Origin of the sequence: Pseudoalteromonas sp. NZS71_1, from assembly GCF_015864305.1 — a bacterium.
Taxonomy (GTDB): Bacteria; Pseudomonadota; Gammaproteobacteria; order Enterobacterales; family Alteromonadaceae; genus Pseudoalteromonas; species Pseudoalteromonas arctica.
Genome location: NZ_JADYXM010000003.1, coordinates 59752 through 82448, shown reverse-complemented (window position 1 = coordinate 82448; position 22697 = coordinate 59752). Strand labels below are relative to the sequence as shown.

Here is a 22697-nt window from a genome sequence, read left to right as displayed (position 1 = left end):
CCTTTATCGTTACGTTAAAAACTCTAATAAACCGCGCTCAAAACGACTAAGATACTTTGTTTTACGGGGTAATTTAAAATTGTCGCGCCAATGAGTTTGTTCTGATTCATTTTTCTTACAAAGCTCAATAACATCAGGGTGAATATAAGAATTACGCGCTATTGTTGGCGTATTGCCAAGCTTTGAAGACACTTCATCAAGTATTATTTTTAATGTAATAGCGCCTTTTGCTTCATACACTTCTTTAAAGGCAATCACACTTGCTCGCCATGTTCTAAAGTGCTTTGCGCTAAATTCTTCACCCATTATATTTTGAATATACTGATTGATTTCAGTAGAGGTAACGTTAGAGCGCTCGCCCCCTTCTATATATTGAAACAAGTGTTGCCCGGGTAAATCCTGAAGCTCCTTAATAACACTACTCAATGCTTTATCCGTTATATTTACTTCCCTTTCTTTACCTGACTTTGCACGGTATTTTAATCTAATATTTTTACCTGTTAATTTTGCATGCCTTGATCTTAGGGTTGTCGCTCCGAAACTTTTATTTTGTTTTACATTACGTTCATTCCCCACCCGTAAAGCACCTAAATCCATTAATCTAACAATGGCTGCTAAAGTACGTTCATAATCGAGCTCATCACCTTGCAATGCTTCCTTTAATTGAGCCCTAAGTAACGGCAGCTTATGTCCAAACACACTACAAGCTTGATACTTTTTAGCATCTTGTTGTTGTGTAAATAATGGATGATATCGGTACTGCTTTCGTCCTTTACTGTCGTAACCTGTTGCTAAAATATGCCCATTTTCTTCAGGGCAAAACCATACACTTTTATAAGCAGGCGGGAACGCGAGTGAATTTAAGCGCTCAATAACGGCCTTCTCTTTAATTATTTTTCCTATTGGGTCAAAATACTGCCAATGTTTGTTTTTTTGCTTTCGGGTAATTCCGGGCAAACTATCATCAACGTAAATCAATTCCATCATTCCTCCTCAAGCATTTAAAAGAGATATTGTTAACTCGCTTAAGCTTATATTTCAAAGCATAGAATGTACCACTTTAAAATAACCTTAAACTGAACGACTTTATTGATATATAATCAAAAATTGAGCAAAAACAAAAATACGATATATATAATGGTTATTATAACTACGCTTATATTCTCCCTTAATTGGGCATGCTGTTTAAAAGGAGCATTCAATGGCTTTTGATTATGGATCGATTGATCTTGGACTAAAAAACCCCTTCAAACTTGAAGGTAAAGTAACAGCTGTAAGAGGACTCATCGAGTCTATAGCGGGTATTAGTTTACTTGTTATTGCTGCGGGCTCAGTAAAAGAAGATACAACCGCTGGATGGATTTTAATGGTGTTTGGCATGCTTATTTTAGCATTCGGCATTCGCTCACTTTCAAGTGGTATTTATGCAACTCTTAAGTATTTTGTAGGCAGAAACCACCCTACTTCACTTGCTTATAACTACAGTAAATCACAAGCATCAACCGCCAAAGAAGAAGAAAAAGAAGTAGCCTACACCGCGCAATCACTCGAAGAAATGCTGGTTGGTCGTAAAAACAGTACGTTTAAAGAGCCTAATGGTTTTTTATCACGTTTACTTCACAGCTTAATCCCTAAGTTATTATTCCTACCTTATCCTATTCGTAATGTTGCTCAGCGCTTATTTGGCTCATGGGTAAGTACCCTTGTTGCACTTATTGCTTATGGCCTTGTGGCATTTGTATCTTTATCGGGTTTTACCGGTGAAGCAGGCGAATTAGCATTTCCTGTTTATAGTGCCATATTAATGTTCTACGTGCTTTTTTCGTGGCGCTCTACGGGTAAACCTATTTCTAGAAACGCTGAAAAAAATATTGAAGCACTTGGTACCGGTGCACTCGCTAAAATTATTTCTTTATCTTTTATTCTACCAATCGCTATTGGCCTTTCTATGTCATGGCTGATGAAAGAACAACACATTAGCAAACAAGAAATAGATGGCTGGATTGAGCAACTACCTAGTCTTCATGCTGGCATGTACTTAATTGCGATTATTGTATTAGCCACTCTGAGCTGCGCAATTGCTTTTATTATGATTAAAGCGCGTTTAAATGCAGTTACCCCTTCTGCTGAAGTATCAGAACTACGTGAAAACTGGCAAGAGTCTGTTCATCCAGACGAAATTTTTATAAACCTAGACAATCTAGTAATGGCTAACCGTCGTTATAAAGAAGTACCTAACAGAGTTTATCGCGAATTAGATCCTAAGCTTCAAGAACAAATTGAAGGTAAAGGCGGTTTTAAAGGTGAAATGATCCAAGAAATTCAACCTAAACTGCACTCAATAGACTTAGGTAAAAACTTTACGCTAGCACGGTTACTTGCTTTAGTAAGTGGTAACTTGCTTTATATTGTAGCGTTAGCATTTACTGTGTTTTTAGCGTATTCGTTTATTAATATTTATCATTACGTTGACGCTGCAAATATTAGTAGCTTTAAACAAGCATTTAATAACCAACATGTTATTCAATTTAGTGAGCTATTAATGACAAGCTTTCACTTATTGCTAATAGGTATACTTATTAAAGCATTTGCGCAATTGCTTACAAATACAGCTCATCTATTTTTTGCTGAAATGCAGTTTGAATCACTACTAGTGTACTTTAAATGCGAAGGCACATTTACTGAGTCTAAAATATCAACAGGTACTGGTATTCACGATAGTACTCGCTCAGAAAATACTTTAGTACGCAGTAGCATAACGCCTTGGATTATTGTTTCTCGTGTTATTTCTACTACGTTTGCAGCAACAGGTATGAAAAATCTTGAACATCCTCGCCATATTATGGAAATGCATAAAGACGAAGGACAATTGCAAGCAATCAAAAAAGACGTTATCGCGTTCTTGAAAGACCGTGAATCTATCGCCTCAATCACCAGTGAGCGTGATTTAGGTAATGCGTCACAAATACATCAATTAAACCAGCAAACGCGTGCTATACCTACTCAGCAAGCGATAGCTAAAGATGACGAAGAAGCTGCAGGGTATTTAAGACAAGAAGAAAACTTATCTCCCGAGCCAAAGGGTTAATTAACTTAAACTCTGGATTATTAGTATTAATGCCACCTTGTAAATTAGGTGGCATTTTTTTATCCTTTATTAACCTCTATTCAATACCTTTTAACTTTACTACCTCTTTTATACTCAACAACATGATTAATATTGGATTAGTCCACAAAGCCCTTGCTTTATGTGCCAAAACACAAATAATGAAGTATTAATTACAGGGTAAGAATGAGGACAATGAGCTATATACTAACCACCCAATGTGCTGACGACGTAGGCTTAATAGCTAAAATCACAGGGCTTTGTCATAAAAACAATTTAAATATTACGCGTAACAACGAGTTTGTAGATAAAGACGCACAGCGATTTTTTATGCGCACAGAGCTTACAGGCGAGCCACAAAGCGACTTTTTAGATCAACTACGCGCACTGTTGCCACAAGGCGCTAAACTTGCCCTACATTGCGGTGCAAAAACTAAAGTAGTTTTACTTGCAACTAAAGAAGCCCATTGTTTAGGTGGTATGTTGCTAAAGCAATTTGAACAAACTCTTAATATTGAAGTATTAGCCGTTATTGCTAACTACGCTGATTTAGAGCCTTTAGCAAAAGGGTTTGATGTGCCGTTTCATGTTGTATCGCACGAAGGACTAACTCGTAGCGAGCACGATCAAAAAGTAGGTGATTTAATTGCCAGCTACAACCCTAATATTATTGGTCTTGCCAAATACATGCGTATTTTAAGCCCTGAATTTGTGGGTCGCTTCGAAGGCAAAATAATTAATATTCATCATTCATTTTTACCCGCATTTATTGGTGCTAAACCTTATCATCAAGCATTTGAGCGCGGCGTAAAAATTATTGGTGCTACCGCTCACTTTGTGAATAATGAGCTTGATGAAGGCCCTATTATTTTGCAGGATGTAACAAGCGTTACACATGCTAATACCGCCGAAATGATGGCTAAAATGGGTAAAGATGTAGAGAAAACAGTGTTTTGTAAAGCACTCCAACTTGCATCAGAGCATAAGCTATTTATTAATGGTAATAAAACTGTAGTGTTTTCTTAGCATTGTACCAATTCGCTTAATTAAGTAGTTTATTTTGAGGTAATAAAACAGTGTTGATAACAAGGTATGCATTTTGTTATTAACCTGAATTCTAATTGATTATTCTACACATAAAAATATGCCAGCATTGTTGCTGGCATTTTTTTGCTCATAAATAAGCAAGTGACTTTTTAAATGTAAATTATGCCTGCTCTATTGGCTCGAGTTTTAATTTAGCGGCAATTAAAACGGCTTGGGTACGATTGTACACGCCGAGTTTTCTAAATATGGCTGTAATGTGTGCTTTTACTGTTGCTTCTGATATGTGCAGTTCATAAGCAATTTGCTTATTAAGTAAACCTTCGTGCAGATATTGCAGCACTCGGTATTGTTGAGGTGTTAATGAGGCAACTTGCGCTGCTATTTCTCTATCTTCACCTTCAATTTCAGCTACTTTGTTTTTTAGCTCTTTTGGTAGCCATGTATCGCCTTCAAGTATTTGGTTAATTGCACTGGCAATATCATCAGACGATGACGATTTAGGAATAAAACCCATAGCGCCGTAACCCATTACTTTAGAAACTATATTAGCGTCTTCACTACCCGAAACAACGGCAATAGGTAAGCTTGGGTATTCTTCTCTAATACGAATAAGACCATATAAATCACCATTACCTGGCATGTGAAGGTCTAGCAGTAATATATCAAGATCCTCTTGCTCGCTTAACACTTGCAGTGTGCTGTCAAAATCGGATGATTCAAAAACCTCTAAACCTTCAAATTTTGCGCTCAATGCGCCCTTTAGTGCTTCACGAAATAACGGATGGTCGTCCGCTATTAAAAACTGACTCATGGTTCACTCCTAATAAATTCGGCTGCCAGTTAGGTATAAAACCATTACTGACAGCCGATATACTACGTTTAGAATCAACTTGTAATCAAGTTTTTAACGCACATTTAACGATTTAATCTGTTCTCGATTAGTTCATCAACTACAGATGGATCTGCAAGCGTTGACGTATCACCGAGTTGTTGGTGCTCATTTGCAGCGATTTTACGTAAAATACGACGCATAATCTTGCCTGAGCGCGTTTTAGGTAAACCCGGTGACCATTGAATCATATCTGGTGATGCTATTGGGCTAAGCTCTTTACGAACCCAGTTACGTACCTCTTTGGTTAACTCATCGCTTACTGTTACACCTTCGTTAGGCGTAATATAAACATAAATACCTTGGCCTTTAATATCATGCGGGTAACCCACTACTGCAGCTTCGGCTACTGCTTCGTGCGCAACTAAAGCACTTTCAATTTCGGCAGTACCAAGGCGATGGCCTGATACGTTAAGTACATCGTCCACACGTCCTGTGATCCAGTAATACCCGTCTTCATCACGACGACACCCATCACCTGTAAAGTAAACACCTGGGTAGGCGCTAAAATAAGTTTGTTCAAAACGTTCATGGTCGTTGTAAACCGTTCGCGCCTGCGATGGCCAGCTATCTAAAATTACTAAATTACCGTCTACAGCACCCTCAAGGTTATTGCCTTCAGCATTAAATAATGCAGGGGCAATACCAAAAAATGGATGTGTCGCAGAACCAGGTTTTGTATCAGTTGCACCCGGTAAAGGCGTAATCATTATGCCACCGGTTTCTGTTTGCCACCACGTATCAACAATCGGACAATTAGATTTACCAATACTCTCGTAATACCACGTCCATGCTTCTGGATTTATTGGCTCACCAACCGAGCCTAAAATACGTAAACTATCGCGATTTGACGAAGCTGTTGGCTCATCACCTTTCGCCATTAGCGCACGAATTGCTGTAGGCGCAGTATATAAAATAGTTACACCGTGTTTATCAACAATTTCGCCCATACGTCCTGCAGTTGGATAAGTTGGTACACCTTCAAATAATACTTGTGTACAACCGTTTACTAATGGCCCGTATGCAATGTAACTGTGGCCTGTGATCCAACCTACATCGGCACTACACCAATACACATCGTCTTCTTTTAAATCAAATACGTATTCATGTGTCATTGATGAGTAAACTAAGTAGCCACCAGTCGTATGCACAACCCCCTTCGGCTGACCTGTTGAACCTGACGTATATAGAATAAACAATGGATCTTCAGCGTTCATTGGCTCTGGTTCACACTTTGCTGGTAAATCAGCAACTAGGTCATGCCACCATATATCGTGCTCATTCCAATCAACTTCACCGCCGGTTAATTGGTGCACAATAACATGCTCAATTGAGGTTACAGTTTCTTGCGCTACCGCTTCATCTACATTTGCTTTTAATGGAACACAATTACCCGCTCTGCGCCCTTCATCTGAAGTAATAACGACCTTGGCACCCGAATCTCGAATACGATCTGCAATCGCAGAAGGTGAAAAGCCACCAAATACAACCGAATGAATAGCACCAATACGTGCACAAGCCTGCATTGCATAAACAGCTTGAGGCGTCATAGGCATATAAATCGCTACACGGTCACCTTTTTGAACACCTAGCTTTTTTAAACCATTGGCAAACTTGGCTACTTCATCATGCAATTGTTGATAAGTAATATTCTCACTTTGAGATGGGCTGTCACCTTCCCAAATAAGCGCCGTTTTATCTGCTTTGGTTTTTAAGTGACGATCGATACAATTGTACGAAGCATTAAGGTAGCCATCCTCATACCATTTAATATTTATATGGCCTTTATCGAATGATGTGTTTTTAACTTTTGTATAAGGGGTAGACCAATCAAGACGTTTGCCATGCTCACGCCAAAAACTTTCTGGGTCATCAATAGATTGCTTGTAAAGCGTATTATATTTATTTTTATCTACAAGAGTCGCATCTTTAATATGCGCAGGAACTGGATAGATACTTTGTGACATCTTAGTCTCCATTTAAATTACTTGCCTTAAGCTTTTATCAAGGATTACTCAGCAGTGCTACATTAAGTATTAGACCTTAGTTGTACACCTCTTCAATTTCCTCATTTGTAGTTTATAATCCTTCTGCTTTCAATTTTTTTACATAAATAATACAACGCGTTAAATGTAAGTAAATACAAACTAATCTGCTCTCAAACCTTAGTCTTATAGACCAATAGGTAATTGAGTAAATATTGCACATATTCAACAGTGTTGTCGTACTCTAATAAAGATATTTTGTTGTACTTACTAAAATGCTTTATTTAACGAATGAAAATAGAAAGTGAATTGAAAGCCAAATTAACAACCCTTTTTATTCGTAAGTAATACTCGTAGCAAGTAATACAAATATCTATGAAAAAAAAGTAACAAATAACAAGTAGCCTATAAAGGACACCACAATGAAATTTACCCCATTAAAAACATTGGCAGCAAGCGCTGTACTATGTGCACTATCAAGTACTGCATACGCGGCAACTGCTGCAAAAATTGGTGATACCGAATTTACTTACGGTGGATACATTAAACTCGACTCTATGTGGAGTGATTATTCAGCGGGTGCGCCTGCAGGTTCAAACGTAGGTCGTGACTTTTACGTACCAAGTACGCTAACAGTTGGCGACGATAACAGCTCAGATGCTGTGTTTGATATGCATGCTCGCGAGTCACGCTTTAACTTTGGCACAGCCACTGTTATGGATAACGGTAAGACCGTTAACACTAAAATTGAGATTGATTTTTTAGCCTCAGCTGCTGGCGGCAATGAACGTGTATCAAACTCTTATGCTCCACGTATTCGCCATGCGTTTGTGACATACGACGGTTGGTTATTTGGTCAAACATGGTCTAACTTTCAAAACGTGGGTGCCCTTGCTGAAACGCTTGATTTTGTAGGCCCAGCTGAAGGCACTATATTTGTTCGTCAATCGCAAATTAAATATACCACTGGCGCATGGTCTTTCTCATTAGAAAACCCAGAAAGTACAATTTCTACTACTAGCGGTATGGTAGTAACTGATGATGCATCATTGCCTGACTTTACAGCTCGTTACACACACAAAGCTGATTGGGGTAACATTGTTGTTGCAGCGCTTGCTCGCCAACTTACCTATAAGGTAGGCAGTGTTGATGCAGATGAAACATCTTTTGGTATTAGTGCGTCGGGTAAAATAAACCTTGGTGAAGACAACCTTAAATTTATGCTTACTCAAGGTAAAGGCTTAGGCCGTTACGTAGGCTTAAACGTTGCTCACGGCGCAGTACTTAATGGCGATGAACTAGATGCCATTGATTCGACTTCTGGTTTTGTTGCTTACCAGCACAAGTGGACAAGCCAATGGCGTTCAACATTCTTATACTCTTTCTTCTCTGCTGATAACAACACTGATTTATTAGTTATTTCTGGTGATCCGACTGAATCAAGCCAAAGCTATAGCGCTAACATTTTATATTCCCCTGTTAAACGCCTAACATTTGGAGCTGAGCTAAAACATGCTGAGCGTGAAACTGAAAGTGGCGTAGATGGCGATTTAGATCGTTTACAATTCTCTGTTAAATACTCTTTTTAATAACTAAAAAGCTAACTACTTTAAAAAAGCGGCCTAGGCCGCTTTTTTATAAGGGATATTAAGTTCTATATAATTCATCAATTCGTACCCATAATCTCTTTATGTGACGCTAAAATCCAACAAAATAGAATAATAATAGGTAAAAACACACAACCTAATTGCAAATCGATATCATTTAGATTAAGTTACGCACTTCTTTTTGAACTAACTGGAAAAACTTATGTCGTCCCCTCAAGTTTTGCGTTTATCTAAATTAAGCTTTGCTACTTCTTTAATTCTATCTGGTTATGCACTTGCTGATGAAGCAACTGTAAAAGATGAACCTCTCGAAAAAATTGCGGTATATGGTCAACATCACAAAAACTACATAACAGAAGAAGCGCAATCAGCTACCAAACTAGGTTTAACAATTAAAGAAACACCACAGTCAATCTCGGTAGTATCACGCGCATTAATGGACGACTTTTCACTAGACGATATAAACTCAGTACTTGAAAGCACCCCCGGCGTAACAGTAGAGCAAATAGAAACAGATCGTACTTACTTTAAAGCTCGTGGCTTTGAAATTACTAACTTTCAAGTTGATGGCTTAGGTATTCCACAAAGCTCTGGATCTATTCAAGGCAGCCTTGATACTTCAATTTATGACCGTGTAGAAATAGTTCGTGGCGCTAATGGCTTAATGACCGGTGCCGGTAATCCTTCTGCAACTGTAAATATGGTTTTAAAGAAACCAACTTACACAACACAAGCAAATGCATCAGCCTCGTATGGCTCATGGAATAAAAAACGTTTAGATTTAGATGTATCTACGCCAATAAATGAAGAACACGCCGTACGTGCTGTATTTACAAAGCAAAAAGCTGATTCATACCTAGATCGCTACGAAACAGATAAAACAATTATTTATTTAGCCTACGAAGGCAAATTAACAGACAGCACATTATTAAGCGTTAACTACGTTAACCAACAAAAAGATGCTGATAGCCCACTTTGGGGGGCACTACCTCTTTATTACACCGACGGCTCACCAACTAACTATGACGAATCAACCAGTACTGCTGCTGATTGGTCTTACTGGGATAACAGTGCAGAGCAAGTATATGTAACGCTTGAACAAAACTTATCAGCAACATGGGTGGCTAGAGCACGCTATGCTCACATCGAAAACAAGCAAAACTCAGAGCTGTTCTACGTATACGGTACCCCTGATAAAGATACTGAACTTGGTTTAACAGGTTATGCTAGCCGTTATGATTACGAAGATAAGCATGACTTATTTGATTTATACGCCAGTGGTAAGTTTGATTTATTTAATCAAGAGCACGACCTATCATTTGGTGTTAGCCAAGCTAAAATGGATTACAACGAGCAGTCTCTTTACGATTACACTACAGGCAATGGTTTTCCAGATATGCCATCACTTAAAACGTGGGATGGTGTAGTACCAAAGGCAACACTTGCTGATGGCGTAAATGGTAGTGATATTACTAACGAGCAAAAATCAGCTTACATATCTACTCGCATTAAATTAAGTGAGCCTTTAAGTGTGCTCGCTGGCGTGCGTTATACCGATTGGGAAACAAAAGGCACAGCCTATGGCGTTGCTCAAACTCGAAGTGACTCTGAGCTAATACCGTACATTGGTACAGTGTACGACTTTAACGAATCTCTATCGGCTTATGCAAGCTATACAGAAACATTTGTACCGCAAAAAGAACTAGACATAAATGCCAATCAACTACCTGCTGTTACTGGCAAAAGTAGCGAAATAGGTGTCAAAGCACAGCTTCTAGACGACCAGTTATTTGTAACGTTTGCTTATTTTGATGCAAAACAAGATGGCCTTGCTGTTGCTATAGCTAACTCATTACCAAGTGATACGCGTTATTATGCAGCTGATGGCATTAGTAGTAATGGTTTTGAAGTAGAGTTAAGTGGTAAATTTACAGATGATTTAAGTGCAAGTATTAGCTTTAGTAATTTAAATATTGATGGTGATGATTTAGTAAAAGATTACACACCAGAAAACCAACTTAAAGTGGCCGCAACCTACCAAGTTCCTTTAGTTGATGGCTTATCATTTGGTGCAAACTATCGCTGGCAGGATTCAACTAGCCGAGTTCAAGTTAAAGATGCTAATGGTATTGCAAGTGTTACTACCAACCAAGATGCATACGGGTTACTTGATTTAATGGCCACTTACAAAATTACAGATAACGTAGGAGTCACTTTCAACGTTAATAACACCACAGGTGAAAAATATTTGCACAGCCTATACTGGGAACAAGGTTACTACGGTGCACCGCGTAACTACGCTCTATCTGTAAATTGGCAGTTATAAATATATTTGATTAATTAAAGGCTGTAGATTTTTGCGGTTAAATTAAAAAACGACACATTTTTAATGTGTCGTTTTTATTTTTATCTAACCTAAACTCTGGTTAAGAGATTTACTAACGTATTGAATCATAGTGGTATTTAAATTTATTTTCTCTAGCCAGAGATTTTCAGTGGAAACAAGGCGAATTTACGCGTCAATAGCTGGCCTATTGTAAGTAAATTCAACGCAGTTAGCGCTGAAAATAGCTGCTCGAGATAGATTTATTATCCAGAGCTCAGGTTATCTACTTTAAGTTTTTAATAACAAAAAAACGCTAATCATTACTGATTAACGCTTTTTAAAGCTCGGGTCAAATCAAGCTTAAAAACTCATTTTGAGGCTGTTAAAGATCAGCGTCATCGCCCAACTTATCTTCACCATCATCTGGTTCAATAGTTGCTTTTAATAAAAGCATTTCGCGTAACTTGCCTTCAATCTCATCTGCAATTTCTGGGTTTTCTTTCAAAAACTTAATTGAGTTAGATTTACCTTGGCCAACCTTGTTGCCACAGTAGCTATACCAAGCACCTGCTTTTTCAACAATTTTATGCTTAACGCCTAGGTCAATTAGCTCGCCTTGCTTAGAAATACCTTCACCATACATGATGATAAATTCAGCTTGTTTAAACGGCGGCGCTACTTTGTTTTTAACAATTTTAACGCGAGTTTCGTTACCAACAACTTCATCGCCTTCTTTAACAGAACCAATACGACGAATATCAATACGTACCGATGCGTAAAACTTAAGTGCATTACCACCCGTTGTTGTTTCTGGGTTACCAAACATAACACCAATTTTCATACGGATTTGGTTAATGAAAATACATAACGTGTTAGAGCGTTTAATGTTACCAGTAAGCTTGCGTAATGCTTGCGACATTAAACGTGCTTGTAAGCCCATGTGCGAGTCGCCCATGTCGCCTTCAATTTCAGCTTTTGGTGTAAGTGCAGCAACCGAGTCAATTACAACAACGTCTACCGCGCTTGAGCGCACTAACATGTCACAAATTTCTAATGCTTGTTCACCGGTATCTGGTTGCGATACAAAAAGCTCATCAATGTTAACACCAAGCTTTTGTGCATAAACTGGATCTAGAGCATGCTCAGCATCAATAAAGGCACATGTTTTGCCTTCTTTTTGTGCTTCTGCGATAACTTGTAAAGTAAGCGTTGTTTTACCAGATGACTCAGGTCCGTATACTTCAACAATACGTCCCATAGGTAAACCACCTATGCCTAAAGCAATATCAATACCTAATGAGCCTGTAGATACAGATTCAATGTTTAACGCTTTGTTATCACCCAATTTCATAATTGAGCCTTTACCAAATTGACGTTCAATTTGTGATAGTGCAGCGTCCAACGCTTTTTGTTTGTTATCGTTCATTTTATTCTCCAAATCCAGCTAATGGAATCAAGTATACTGTATGAAATCACAGTATCAAGCTAATTTTTTTATTTTATCTCATCTATTACACTTTTCAATGCAAATACAATAGCTTGCAGTCTAACTTGAGCCCTATCGCCAGAGAATACTTGTTTAAAGGTCAGTACTTTGTCATTAATTTGTATGCCAAACCACACAAGTCCCACAGGTTTGCCATCAGTTGCCCCGCCAGGTCCTGCAATACCCGATACAGCTATAGATATATTTGCGTTTGTTGCCTTAATTGCACCTAGTGCCATTTCACGTACTGTCTGCTCGCTCACAGCACCAAATTGCGCTAATGTACTGGCACTTACATTTAGTAAGTCTTGCTTTGCTTGGTTGCTGTAAGTCACAAATGCGCGGTCAATATAAGCCGAGCTTCCGGGCGTATCTGTAAGGGCATAACTCACTCCGCCACCAGTACATGACTCAGCACTAGTGATCCATAAGCATTTATCCGTTAAAATAGCGCCTAATTGCGCAGCAAGTGTTTTAATCTCTTGATGTAATTCCATATTCAGCCTTTGGGTAAATACATGTCGTTTGATCTTTATGCACCACACACTATAAAACAACAAACCCCTATGATGCAGCAGTATCTAAAAATAAAATCAGAGCATCGCGATATTTTATTGTTTTATCGTATGGGCGATTTTTACGAACTCTTTTTTGATGACGCTAAACGCGCCGCTCAATTACTCGATATTTCGCAAACACATCGCGGTAAAGCCGGTGGCGATCCTATCCCTATGGCGGGCGTACCTTATCATGCAGTAGAAAACTACCTAGCACGCCTAGTCCAAATGGGTGAATCAGTCGCTATTTGTGAACAAGTGGGTGACCCTGCAACTAGTAAAGGCCCTGTCGATCGTAAAGTTGTTCGTATAGTTACACCTGGTACAATTTCTGATGAAGCGCTTTTACAAGAACGACAAGACAACCTCCTTACCAGCGTTTGGCAAAGTAAAAAAGGTCTGTACGGTATCGCGTACCTTGATATTAACTCTGGTCGCTTTAACGTTGTAGAGGTTAACACCGACGAAGCCTTTAGCTCAACTATTCAGCGCTTAGCTCCGGCAGAACTTCTGTATAGCGAAAGCTTTGAAAACTTTCATTTAATTGAGCATATAAAAGGTGCCCGCCGCCGCCCAGAGTGGGAGTTCGACTTAGATACGGCCGAGCACTTATTATGCGATCAGTTTGGTACTAAAGATTTAGTTGGTTTTGGTGTTGATAAAGCCCACAGCGCGCTTGTTGCTGCCGGTTGCCTGATGCAATACGTAAAAGATACACAACGTATTGCACTGCCACATATTCGTGCAATTACACTTGAGCACAACGAACACGCTGTGATTTTAGATGCCGCTACTCGTAAAAACTTAGAACTTACCGTTAATTTATCAGGTGGGTTTGAAAATACACTTGCCCAGGTACTTGATAAAACAGCAACACCTATGGGCTCTCGTTTACTTAAGCGCCGTATTCATACACCTGTACGTAATAAAGACGAGCTAAATTCACGCTTAAATGCAATTAGCGCTATTTTAGATGTACAACTGTGCGGCGAATTACACGAATCATTAAAAGAGATTGGTGATGTAGAGCGTGTTATTGCACGCCTAGCTTTATGCACAGCTCGCCCGCGCGATTTAACTCGCCTTCGCAGCGCATTACAAGCACTTGCGCCACTACATACTTTGTTAGGTGATGCTAACGATCCTCGTATAGCGGGTATTATCAAGCACTCGCCTGAGCTCCCTGATTTACAAGAGTTATTAGAACGTGCAGTGATAGAAAACCCACCGGTACTTATTCGTGACGGTGGCGTTATTGCCCCTGGTTACAACAGCGAACTAGATGAGTGGCGTAACTTAAGTAAAGGTGCAACCGATGTACTTGATCAACTAGAGTTACGTGAACGCGAACGCACGGGTATTAGTACGCTTAAAATTGGTTATAACCGCGTACATGGCTTTTTTATTGAAGTAAGCCGCGCCAATGCCCACTTAGTGCCAGCCGACTACATTCGTCGCCAAACGCTCAAAAATAACGAACGCTATATTATTCCTGAGCTTAAAGAGCACGAAGATAAAGTACTTGGTAGCCAATCAAAAGCCTTAGCGCTTGAAAAGCAACTATACGAAGAGCTGTTCAGATTTATCGCTCCACATATTGAACAGCTGCAAATGATGGCAGCAGCACTGGCCGATTTAGACGTATTAAATAACTTGGCCGAACGTGCATTTGCACTCAATTATGCAAAACCAGAACTATGCGATAACGACAATATAAGCATTAAACAAGGTCGTCACCCTGTTGTTGAACAAGTAATGAAAGAACCGTTTATTGCTAACCCTGTTGAATTAAACAGCCAACGTAAAATGTTGATTATTACGGGTCCAAACATGGGCGGTAAATCAACCTATATGCGCCAAACAGCACTTATTGTACTAATGGCTCACATTGGCAGTTATGTACCTGCAGACAGCGCTAAAATTGGTAATATCGATCGCATATTTACACGTATTGGTGCAAGCGATGATTTAGCATCAGGTCGCTCAACCTTCATGGTAGAAATGACAGAAACAGCAACTATTTTAAATAATGCCACGGCGCAGTCTTTAGTGTTAATGGATGAAATTGGTCGCGGTACAAGTACCTACGATGGGCTTTCGCTTGCGTATGCAACAGCCGATCATTTAGCGTCAAAAATATCAGCTAAAACATTATTTGCTACGCACTACTTTGAGTTAACAGAACTTGCTGAACAAACAACAGGTCTGGTAAACGTGCACCTTGATGCAATAGAGCATAACGATACAATCGCCTTTATGCATACAGTACTTGATGGCGCAGCAAGCAAAAGCTTTGGTTTACAAGTAGCCGCTCTTGCAGGTGTGCCAAAAGCTGTTATTGCACAAGCAAAGCAAAAACTTAAGTTACTTGAAAATCATCAAAGCGTTACTGCACCAAATACAGAGCAACAAGCATTTACTTTTAATAATGAAGTTGCACAAAATACACCTTCAGAAGTTGAAGAGCAGTTAAGCGCAATTGACCCTGATAATTTATCGCCACGCCAAGCGCACGATTTGTTATATAAACTAAAAGCATTGTTGTAATTTATATCATCTAATTTACAAGCATAAAAAAAGCCGAAGAATAAATTCTTCGGCTTTTTAACACACATAGTCTCTTATACTATTTAACTAGTTACGAAAACTGATTAAACAAGCTATCTGTACTTAAACCTTCTTGTTGCAAAATGTCTTTTAAACGACGTAATGCCTCTACCTGAATTTGTCTTACACGCTCACGTGTTAAGCCTATTTCACGACCTACATCTTCAAGTGTAGATGGCTCATAGCCAAGCAATCCAAATCGACGAGCTAACACTTCACGTTGTTTAGGGTTTAATTCTCCTAACCAATCTACAATATGTTTATTAATATCATTATTTTGTACTTCGCCTTCAGGGCCTGCACTTTTTTCATCTGGAATGATATCAAGCAGTACACTGTCGTTTTCACCACCAATCGGCATATCAACCGATGCAATTCTTTCGTTTAAACGTAGCATTTTAGTTACGTCTTCAACGGGTCTGTCTAGGCAAGCTGCAATTTCATCAGCTGTTGGTTCATGGTCAAGCTTTTGAGTTAATTCACGTGCTGTACGCAGGTAAACATTAAGCTCTTTAACTACATGGATAGGTAAGCGAATGGTACGCGTTTGGTTCATAATGGCACGTTCAATTGTTTGACGTATCCACCATGTAGCGTAAGTAGAAAATCTAAAGCCACGTTCAGGGTCAAATTTTTCAACAGCGCGAATTAAGCCTAAGTTACCTTCTTCAATTAAATCGAGTAGAGCAAGGCCACGGTTATTGTAACGGCGTGCTATTTTAACAACTAAACGTAAGTTACTTTCAATCATACGTTTGCGTGAGGCTTCACAACCTCGAAGTGATTTGCGAGAAAAAAACACTTCTTCTTCTGCGCTAAGCAAAGGAGAAAAACCAATTTCGCCTAAATAAAGTTGGGTTGCATCAAGATTTTTAGTTACTTCTTCTTTTGCAAAGATTTCATCGTCTTCTACTTTATCTAGTAAAGTTGTGCTTTCATCAGCAGCGATGTCATCGAATTTTTCGTCAGTCGTAGTGTGTTTGTCAAGTTTTGCTGCGCTAGCCATAAGCCTTCTCCCGAGCAATTATCAATACCTGAAAATTAGGGTAGGTATTTAGCAGGATTGACAGCTTGCCCTCGGTAGCGAATTTCAAAACGAAGCGCGGTGACCGGAGATTCTGAATTACCAATTTCTGCTATTTTTTGTCCTGCCTTAACCTTCTGCTTTTCTTTAACAAGTAATTTCGAGTTATGTGCATAAGCACTTAGGTAATCATCATTATGTTTCAATATGATTAAACTACCATAACCTCGTAGAGCGTTACCCGCGTATACCACTGTTCCTTGTGCCGCAGCTAAGACTGAAGCCCCTTTGCGATTAGTAATCTGTAAACCTTTATAACCGTTTTCCTTATTAGAAAAGCGTTTGGTAATTTTGCCCTTTGCAGGCCAAAACCACTTAACTTTACTGCTCGACAAACGTTTAGTATTACTAACTTTGTTACTGGCTTGTTTCTGAACATACTCTCGTTGTTTTGGAGGATCAAGCTCTTTCTTTAATATTATGTTATTTTTTTGTGTGTTTTTTATAGACTTTTTACTCAAATTCGTATATTTTTCATCCCTTTTTGTTTTTTCGGGCTTGGGGGTTAAGGAGATGTTTTGCCCAGGGAAAATTGTGTAAGGTGATGGAATTGAATTGTTTTTTGCAAGTAATCTAAAATCTTTACCGGCGCTAAAGGCTATAGAGTAGAGCGTATCACCTTTTTGCACCTTATAAATATCGCCATTTATGTTAATGGCATGACCTAAATCATTAACATTATTATTTAGGCTGCTAACAGGCGCTGGAATATGGCGAGAAGAGCAACCTGAGAGAAAAACACCAACAAATATAGTCACATACAGTAAAAACTGTTTATTCATTGTATTTTTCTCCCAAATTAGACAATTGATATTTTTAACGCTTAACGCAATAAAAAGTACGCTAGCGCAATTAATACCACTAATCCCCAACCAAGTATTTCAATATATTGACGTAATTTTGCTTCCATTTTAGCCCCGCCCCACTTCATTAAGGCTGAAACTAAAAAGAATCGCGCACCACGTCCAATCGCCGATGCGAGTAAAAATGGCAAAAATGCCATTTGTAAAACACCTGCGCCAATGGTAAATACTTTATATGGTATAGGCGAAAAACCAGCTAAAAACACAACCCAAACACCGTAATCTTTAAACCAATTTAATGCGATATCAAACTTTTCTTGCCAGTGCATTTGTGCAATCAATGGCTCAACAACGGGTTCAAATAGCCAAAACCCAAGCAAGTAACCAACTACTCCACCAACAACCGATGCTATTGTGGCAAAGCTTGCAAAACGCCATGCTTTTTTGGGTTGCGCAAGCGACATAGGTGCAAGCATTACATCGGGCGGTATTGGAAAAAAAACTGACTCTGCAAAACTCATTGCAGCTAAATAACGTTCCGCATGGCGGTGCTTTGCCCACACTAGGGCCATATCGTATAACTTGGTAAACAACTTCAAAATGAATTCCTATTCAATATCGCCAGGTACTAACGGCACAAATCTAACGGGAGCAATAACATGCTCTTTATAATTATCGCCTTCGCGGATAACCATTACTAATTTTTGATCGCTCTCACCAATGGGCGCTAATAACACGCCTCCATCGGCTAACTGAGCAAGTAAGTCTTGCGGAACTTTAGAGGCCGCAGCAGTCACTATAATACCATCAAAAGGTGCTTGTGATTGCCAGCCTTGCCAACCATCACCATGCTTCATGGTTACATTATATAAATCGAGTTGCTGCAATCGACGCTTTGCCTGCCACTGAAGCGTTTTAATACGCTCTACCGAATAAACCTTTGTAAACGTTTTGGCTAATATTGCAGTTTGATATCCAGAGCCAGTACCAATTTCCAGCACTTTATTGCGCACACCAGCTAAGCGAAGTAGCTCTGTCATGCGCGCTACTATATAAGGCTGGGAAATAGTTTGCCCTTGCCCAATAGGTAGCGCCGTATTTTCATAAGCTTTGTGTTTTAGCACATCGTCTACGAATATGTGTCGCGGAATATCAGCAATAGCACTCAGTACTTGTGTATCTTCAACGCCTTCGCGCTTTAGTAAGTCAGATAGCGCTTTTGCACTGCGGGTATAATTAGCGAGCACGATTAATCTCCAAATCGGCTAACCAGTCTCCTACTGCTTTTAGGCTGTCTTTGGCTGTCATATCAACACTTAATGGCGTAACAGAGGCATAACCGTTATTGATTGCGTAAAAGTCGGTACCCTCACCTGCATCGCTTTCGGTGCCAAGCGATCCATACCAATAAATATCACGGCCCCAGGGATCCGTTTGTTTCGTCATGGTTTCTGCTTTATGACGAGCACCTAAACGAGTTACTTGCACCCCTTTTAATTCACTTAGTGGAATATCTGGCACATTTATATTTATTATTTGATCTTTTGGAAGCGGATGCGAAGCCAAACCTTTAATAATATTTACGGTAACAGCAGCGGCTGTTTCAAAATGCTCACCTTTATGTGAGCAAAGCGATACTGCAATTGCAGGTAAGCCCAAATGGCGACCTTCAGTTGCAGCTGCAACGGTGCCAGAATAAAGTGTATCGTCGCCTAAATTAGCACCATGGTTAATGCCAGCAACAACAAGGTCTGGTTTTTCATTAGCTAACTGATTGACACCTAAATGCACACAATCAGTAGGTGTGCCATTTACCGACATAAAACCATTCTCGAGTGTAGTCGCTCGTAGCGGGTTCATTAGTGTTAAAGAATTACTTGCGCCACTACAGTTGCGATCAGGTGCAACAAGGGTTACCTCTGCAATTTGTATAAGCGCCTGATATAAAACCGCAATGCCTTTAGCATTTACGCCATCATCGTTACTTAGCAGTATCTTCATTTATGTCATTATCCTTTTCTTTGCGCTCTCGAGGGCTAGCATCTTTATAGTCCACCAGCTCACGTAATAATGCAGTTGCAAAACACCCTTTTGGCAAACCAAAACTCAGTTTTAAACTGGTTTCATCTATGGTCTCAACCGTTAAGTTTTGCGGAATTAAACGCAGCATCCTGCGCTCATTTTTAAGGCCTAGCTCACCTAAGCCATCGCACCATGTTTGGAAAGGTTCAAGCCATATTTTTTCTTGTTCGGTTAAACCTTTTTCGCTTTTGCCCACCATAGGTGCCGACATCATAATATCGCCAGTGGCTAATCGCTCTATGTTTTCGTCGTTAATTGCATCTTCAAAAAATGCATTACTGCCGCTGAGCATAAATACTTCACGGTGCATTGTTTTAGCTAAACCATGCTCTTTAACGCGTAAATTTACTATTTGATTAAATACATGAGAACGCGCTGCTGAAATAATAATACCGCGCAGTTTTTTATCGCGAATGCGCTCCCCAGCAAACATTTTTTCAGCCATTACTAAGTTATGACCGCCATGCCCAAAGCGCTGTTCACCAAAGTAATTAGGCACACCTGCGCGTACAGCATTAATACGGCATAGAATATCAAGGGGCTTGGTTACATTACGAAGCGTAATAGTAAATCTATTACCTTTGTGGCAACCCGTACGTAATTTACGGTCGTGGCGCTGTTGCGACACAATAAAAATACTCTCGCTATTTAAATCGCTAAAATCGATAGGCTTTTTAATCGGTACTTTTACACTAAACCACTGTGAGCACACTCCGTGGCGATCTTTCATGCCGGCGTAACTTACGTCTCGCGGTGAAACACCCGCACGCTGTGCAATTAGCTTTGCAACGTATTGCGTATTTTCGCCTTTTTTAACCACCTGCAAACACACGTGTTCGCCACTGCCGGTAAATTCTATACCTAGGTCTTCATCAACCATAAAGTCTTCAGCAGTGGTTTTAAAATCAGCTTTAGAAAGCGGTGCACCGTATAAATAATTTAAATCGCTCATGCGTTTTTTGTACTCGCAAGCTCTTTACTCATAATAACCACCGCATGGCTAGAAATGCCTTCCCTACGCCCTTCAAAGCCTAGCTTTTCGGTAGTAGTGGCTTTAACGTTAATTTGGCTAAGGTCACAATTTAAATCGCTGGCTAAATTAGCACGCATAGCTTGAATGTGTGGCAGCATTTTTGGCGCCTGTGCAACAATAGTCACATCGCCATTGCCAATTACATAACCTTGCTCTTTAGCTAAGCTCACCACATGGCGAAGTAAAATACGGCTGTCGATATTTTCATACTCGCTAGCCGTATCTGGAAAGTGCTTACCAATATCACCCATTGCAAGCGAGCCTAAAATAGCATCACATAATGCATGAATAGCGACATCGCCATCTGAGTGCGCTAAAAAGCCTTGTGAATAATCAATTTTTTCACCACAAATAGTTAACGGGCCTTCGCCGCCAAATTTATGTACGTCAAAACCATGGCCAATTCGTATCATAATGCACTCTCGTTTTGTTGTTTATGTAATAAAAACCCAGCCAAGTCTAAATCCTCTGGCGTGGTTATTTTAATATTATCGCTGCGACCTGCTACAAGCTTTACTGGCTTACCCGCCCACTCAATTGCACTGGCTTCATCGGTAATAGTAGCCCCGTTTGCTAATGCGTTTTGCAATGCATTTTTAAGCTCGTCATATTTAAAAAACTGCGGGGTAAGTGCTTGCCATAAATCGTCTCGTGGCACAGTTTGTAGGGCATGAGTGTGGCCGCGTTTTATGGTGTCTTTTACTTTGCTAGCTAAAATACCGCCTTCATCAGCGCGTATACATTCATCAATTAAACGTTCTATATCACTAATATTAACTAGCGGACGCGCAGCATCGTGCACCAACACCCATGTAGGCGGGTTAGGTGCTAAAAAAAGTAAGCTATTAAGTACTGAACCTGCACGCTCTTTACCGCCACTGGCGCGAACAATGCGCTTATCAAGTGTTGGGAGTTCGTCAAAATAGGGGTCGCTGTCGCTAAGGGCAACAACAATAGTGCGTAATTGAGGTAATTGAGAAAGTTTAGCTAAGGTGTGTTCTAAAATGGTTTTACCGGCTAATTGTATATATTGCTTAGGCGCATTGTGCTGCATTCTACTGCCAACGCCCGCAGCAGGTACAATTGCTGCAATAGTCTGTTTATTTGTCATATTGTTTGCCCGGTAAAACACGAATAAATGTTTCGTCCGGTTTAATCATTCCCAATTCGTTGCGTGCACGCTCTTCAATGCCTTCTTGGCCAAGCTTTAAGTCTTCAATATCTGCTTTAAGTACTTTATTACGTTTAATGAGCTTTTCGTTGGTTTCTTGATGCGACGCTACAGCACCTTTTAGCCGTGTGTAGTCTTGTAAACCATTATGACCAAACCATAATCTGTATTGTACAAACAGTGCTAAGCACAGTAAGCCAACTTGAAAAATACGCATTTAACACTCCTTATTTTAAATTCCAAATACCTTAACTTTAATACGCTAAGGGGCGCTTTAAATTGCGCCAATTAATACTACCCGCTAAAAGCATTTCGCGTAGTGATAAAACCCGTGGCATACAACGCTTCGAAAATTGCCACTGATGCCCACAACATGCAGCGGTTAAACTCACTTTACTTGGCTTTATTAACTGAGCATTTTGCTGCTCTAGCCCATTTCCTAAAAAATCAAACCAACCAAGCTCGTTACAATGCAGCTTATTTTCGCCTAACTGATCGATACTGTCTATTCTAAGACGCACCTGATCGTAGCCATGTAATATAACGGGCACTATAAGCCCCACTTTGGCATACGTTTGATAAAAAAGTTCATTAGCTTGAACATTCACATCGGGTGGGGTCGGTTTTTGCTTTTCAAGCCACGTACCATTTTGCGCGTCCAGCGTAAAAGGCGTGTCACCATTGGCAACTAACGTTGCAGCTCGCTCAATATAATAAGGTAGGCTTTTTAACTGACGGCGCAGTTTATCGGCATTAGGCTCTGCAACTAATCGCTGAACCTCACGCTGATAAAACGCATTGCACAATTGTGCATACAACACTTTTTGTGCATCAGTTTGCCAAATTTCAACTTGCTGCTGAGCACCAAGTAACTGATTTTTAGCGACCAAAAGCTGTACTCAAAAATATTCAGA

At 39.7% G+C, this 22697-nt stretch carries 20 protein-coding genes; 5 read left to right on the top strand and 15 right to left on the bottom strand.

Annotated features, from left to right (window positions below; all coding sequences use genetic code 11):
* Window positions 1-9 precede the first annotated feature (9 nt).
* On the bottom strand, window positions 10-984 hold the full coding sequence (locus I6F43_RS05750) for a DNA topoisomerase IB (RefSeq protein WP_197101408.1): 975 nt from the start codon (window positions 982-984) through the stop codon (window positions 10-12).
* A gap of 217 nt (window positions 985-1201) precedes the next feature.
* On the opposite strand from I6F43_RS05750, the gene I6F43_RS05745 reads away from it, so the two are divergent.
* Window positions 1202-3088, top strand: a complete 1887-nt coding sequence (locus I6F43_RS05745) for a hypothetical protein (protein ID WP_169043787.1) — start codon at window positions 1202-1204, stop codon at window positions 3086-3088.
* Between the two features lie 213 nt (window positions 3089-3301).
* Window positions 3302-4132, top strand: a complete 831-nt coding sequence (purU, locus tag I6F43_RS05740) for a formyltetrahydrofolate deformylase (RefSeq protein WP_197101406.1) — start codon at window positions 3302-3304, stop codon at window positions 4130-4132.
* 181 nt (window positions 4133-4313) lie between these two features.
* Here the strand turns inward: purU and I6F43_RS05735 are convergent, their stop codons facing one another.
* Window positions 4314-4964, bottom strand: a complete 651-nt coding sequence (locus tag I6F43_RS05735) for a response regulator transcription factor (RefSeq protein ID WP_007584799.1) — start codon at window positions 4962-4964, stop codon at window positions 4314-4316.
* Between the two features lie 104 nt (window positions 4965-5068).
* Window positions 5069-7009 (bottom strand): acetate--CoA ligase, encoded by a 1941-nt coding sequence (gene acs / locus I6F43_RS05730; RefSeq protein WP_197101404.1) that lies wholly within the window; start codon window positions 7007-7009, stop codon window positions 5069-5071.
* 440 nt (window positions 7010-7449) lie between these two features.
* On the opposite strand from acs, the gene I6F43_RS05725 reads away from it, so the two are divergent.
* Window positions 7450-8616, top strand: coding sequence for a DcaP family trimeric outer membrane transporter (locus I6F43_RS05725; RefSeq protein WP_197101402.1), 1167 nt, complete (start codon window positions 7450-7452; stop codon window positions 8614-8616).
* Between the two features lie 220 nt (window positions 8617-8836).
* Window positions 8837-10960: a TonB-dependent siderophore receptor gene (locus tag I6F43_RS05720; protein WP_165722863.1), complete on the top strand. Its 2124-nt coding sequence runs from the start codon at window positions 8837-8839 to the stop codon at window positions 10958-10960.
* Window positions 10961-11342: 382 nt separating this feature from the next.
* On the opposite strand, the gene recA is transcribed toward I6F43_RS05720, so the two are convergent.
* Both recA and I6F43_RS05710 read right to left on the bottom strand, forming a co-directional pair.
* Window positions 11343-12386, bottom strand: coding sequence for a recombinase RecA (gene recA, locus I6F43_RS05715; RefSeq protein WP_024591486.1), 1044 nt, complete (start codon window positions 12384-12386; stop codon window positions 11343-11345).
* 68 nt (window positions 12387-12454) lie between these two features.
* Complete coding sequence (locus tag I6F43_RS05710) at window positions 12455-12943, bottom strand: CinA family protein (protein ID WP_165722864.1); 489 nt, start codon at window positions 12941-12943, stop codon at window positions 12455-12457.
* 21 nt (window positions 12944-12964) lie between these two features.
* Between I6F43_RS05710 and mutS the strand changes: the two genes are divergently transcribed.
* Window positions 12965-15550: a DNA mismatch repair protein MutS gene (gene mutS, locus I6F43_RS05705; protein WP_007584788.1), complete on the top strand. Its 2586-nt coding sequence runs from the start codon at window positions 12965-12967 to the stop codon at window positions 15548-15550.
* A 91-nt stretch (window positions 15551-15641) separates the two neighbouring features.
* Here the strand turns inward: mutS and rpoS are convergent, their stop codons facing one another.
* From rpoS to I6F43_RS05655, 10 genes are read right to left on the bottom strand one after another with little or no spacing between them, the layout of a single operon-like run.
* Window positions 15642-16616, bottom strand: a complete 975-nt coding sequence (gene rpoS, locus I6F43_RS05700) for an RNA polymerase sigma factor RpoS (protein ID WP_007584786.1) — start codon at window positions 16614-16616, stop codon at window positions 15642-15644.
* A 35-nt stretch (window positions 16617-16651) separates the two neighbouring features.
* Window positions 16652-17476: a peptidoglycan DD-metalloendopeptidase family protein gene (locus tag I6F43_RS05695; protein ID WP_197101400.1), complete on the bottom strand. Its 825-nt coding sequence runs from the start codon at window positions 17474-17476 to the stop codon at window positions 16652-16654.
* A 41-nt stretch (window positions 17477-17517) separates the two neighbouring features.
* Window positions 17518-18096 (bottom strand): YqaA family protein, encoded by a 579-nt coding sequence (locus tag I6F43_RS05690; protein ID WP_007584782.1) that lies wholly within the window; start codon window positions 18094-18096, stop codon window positions 17518-17520.
* A 9-nt stretch (window positions 18097-18105) separates the two neighbouring features.
* A complete protein-coding gene (locus I6F43_RS05685; protein ID WP_007584780.1) occupies window positions 18106-18744 on the bottom strand; it encodes a protein-L-isoaspartate(D-aspartate) O-methyltransferase in 639 nt (212 codons plus the stop codon).
* Window positions 18734-19498, bottom strand: a complete 765-nt coding sequence (gene surE / locus I6F43_RS05680) for a 5'/3'-nucleotidase SurE (protein ID WP_101217723.1) — start codon at window positions 19496-19498, stop codon at window positions 18734-18736. Before surE ends, I6F43_RS05685 begins: the two co-directional genes overlap by 11 nt.
* Window positions 19479-20531: a tRNA pseudouridine(13) synthase TruD gene (gene truD, locus I6F43_RS05675; RefSeq protein WP_101217722.1), complete on the bottom strand. Its 1053-nt coding sequence runs from the start codon at window positions 20529-20531 to the stop codon at window positions 19479-19481. Before truD ends, surE begins: the two co-directional genes overlap by 20 nt.
* Complete coding sequence (gene ispF, locus I6F43_RS05670; protein ID WP_197101398.1) at window positions 20528-21025, bottom strand: 2-C-methyl-D-erythritol 2,4-cyclodiphosphate synthase; 498 nt, start codon at window positions 21023-21025, stop codon at window positions 20528-20530. Before ispF ends, truD begins: the two co-directional genes overlap by 4 nt.
* A complete protein-coding gene (gene ispD, locus I6F43_RS05665; RefSeq protein WP_197101396.1) occupies window positions 21022-21723 on the bottom strand; it encodes a 2-C-methyl-D-erythritol 4-phosphate cytidylyltransferase in 702 nt (233 codons plus the stop codon). The genes ispF and ispD overlap by 4 nt, the downstream gene beginning before the upstream one ends.
* Window positions 21713-22000, bottom strand: a complete 288-nt coding sequence (gene ftsB / locus I6F43_RS05660) for a cell division protein FtsB (RefSeq protein WP_007584772.1) — start codon at window positions 21998-22000, stop codon at window positions 21713-21715. Before ftsB ends, ispD begins: the two co-directional genes overlap by 11 nt.
* 37 nt (window positions 22001-22037) lie before the next feature.
* Window positions 22038-22673, bottom strand: coding sequence for a hypothetical protein (locus tag I6F43_RS05655; RefSeq protein ID WP_165722868.1), 636 nt, complete (start codon window positions 22671-22673; stop codon window positions 22038-22040).
* Window positions 22674-22697: the final 24 nt, after the last annotated feature.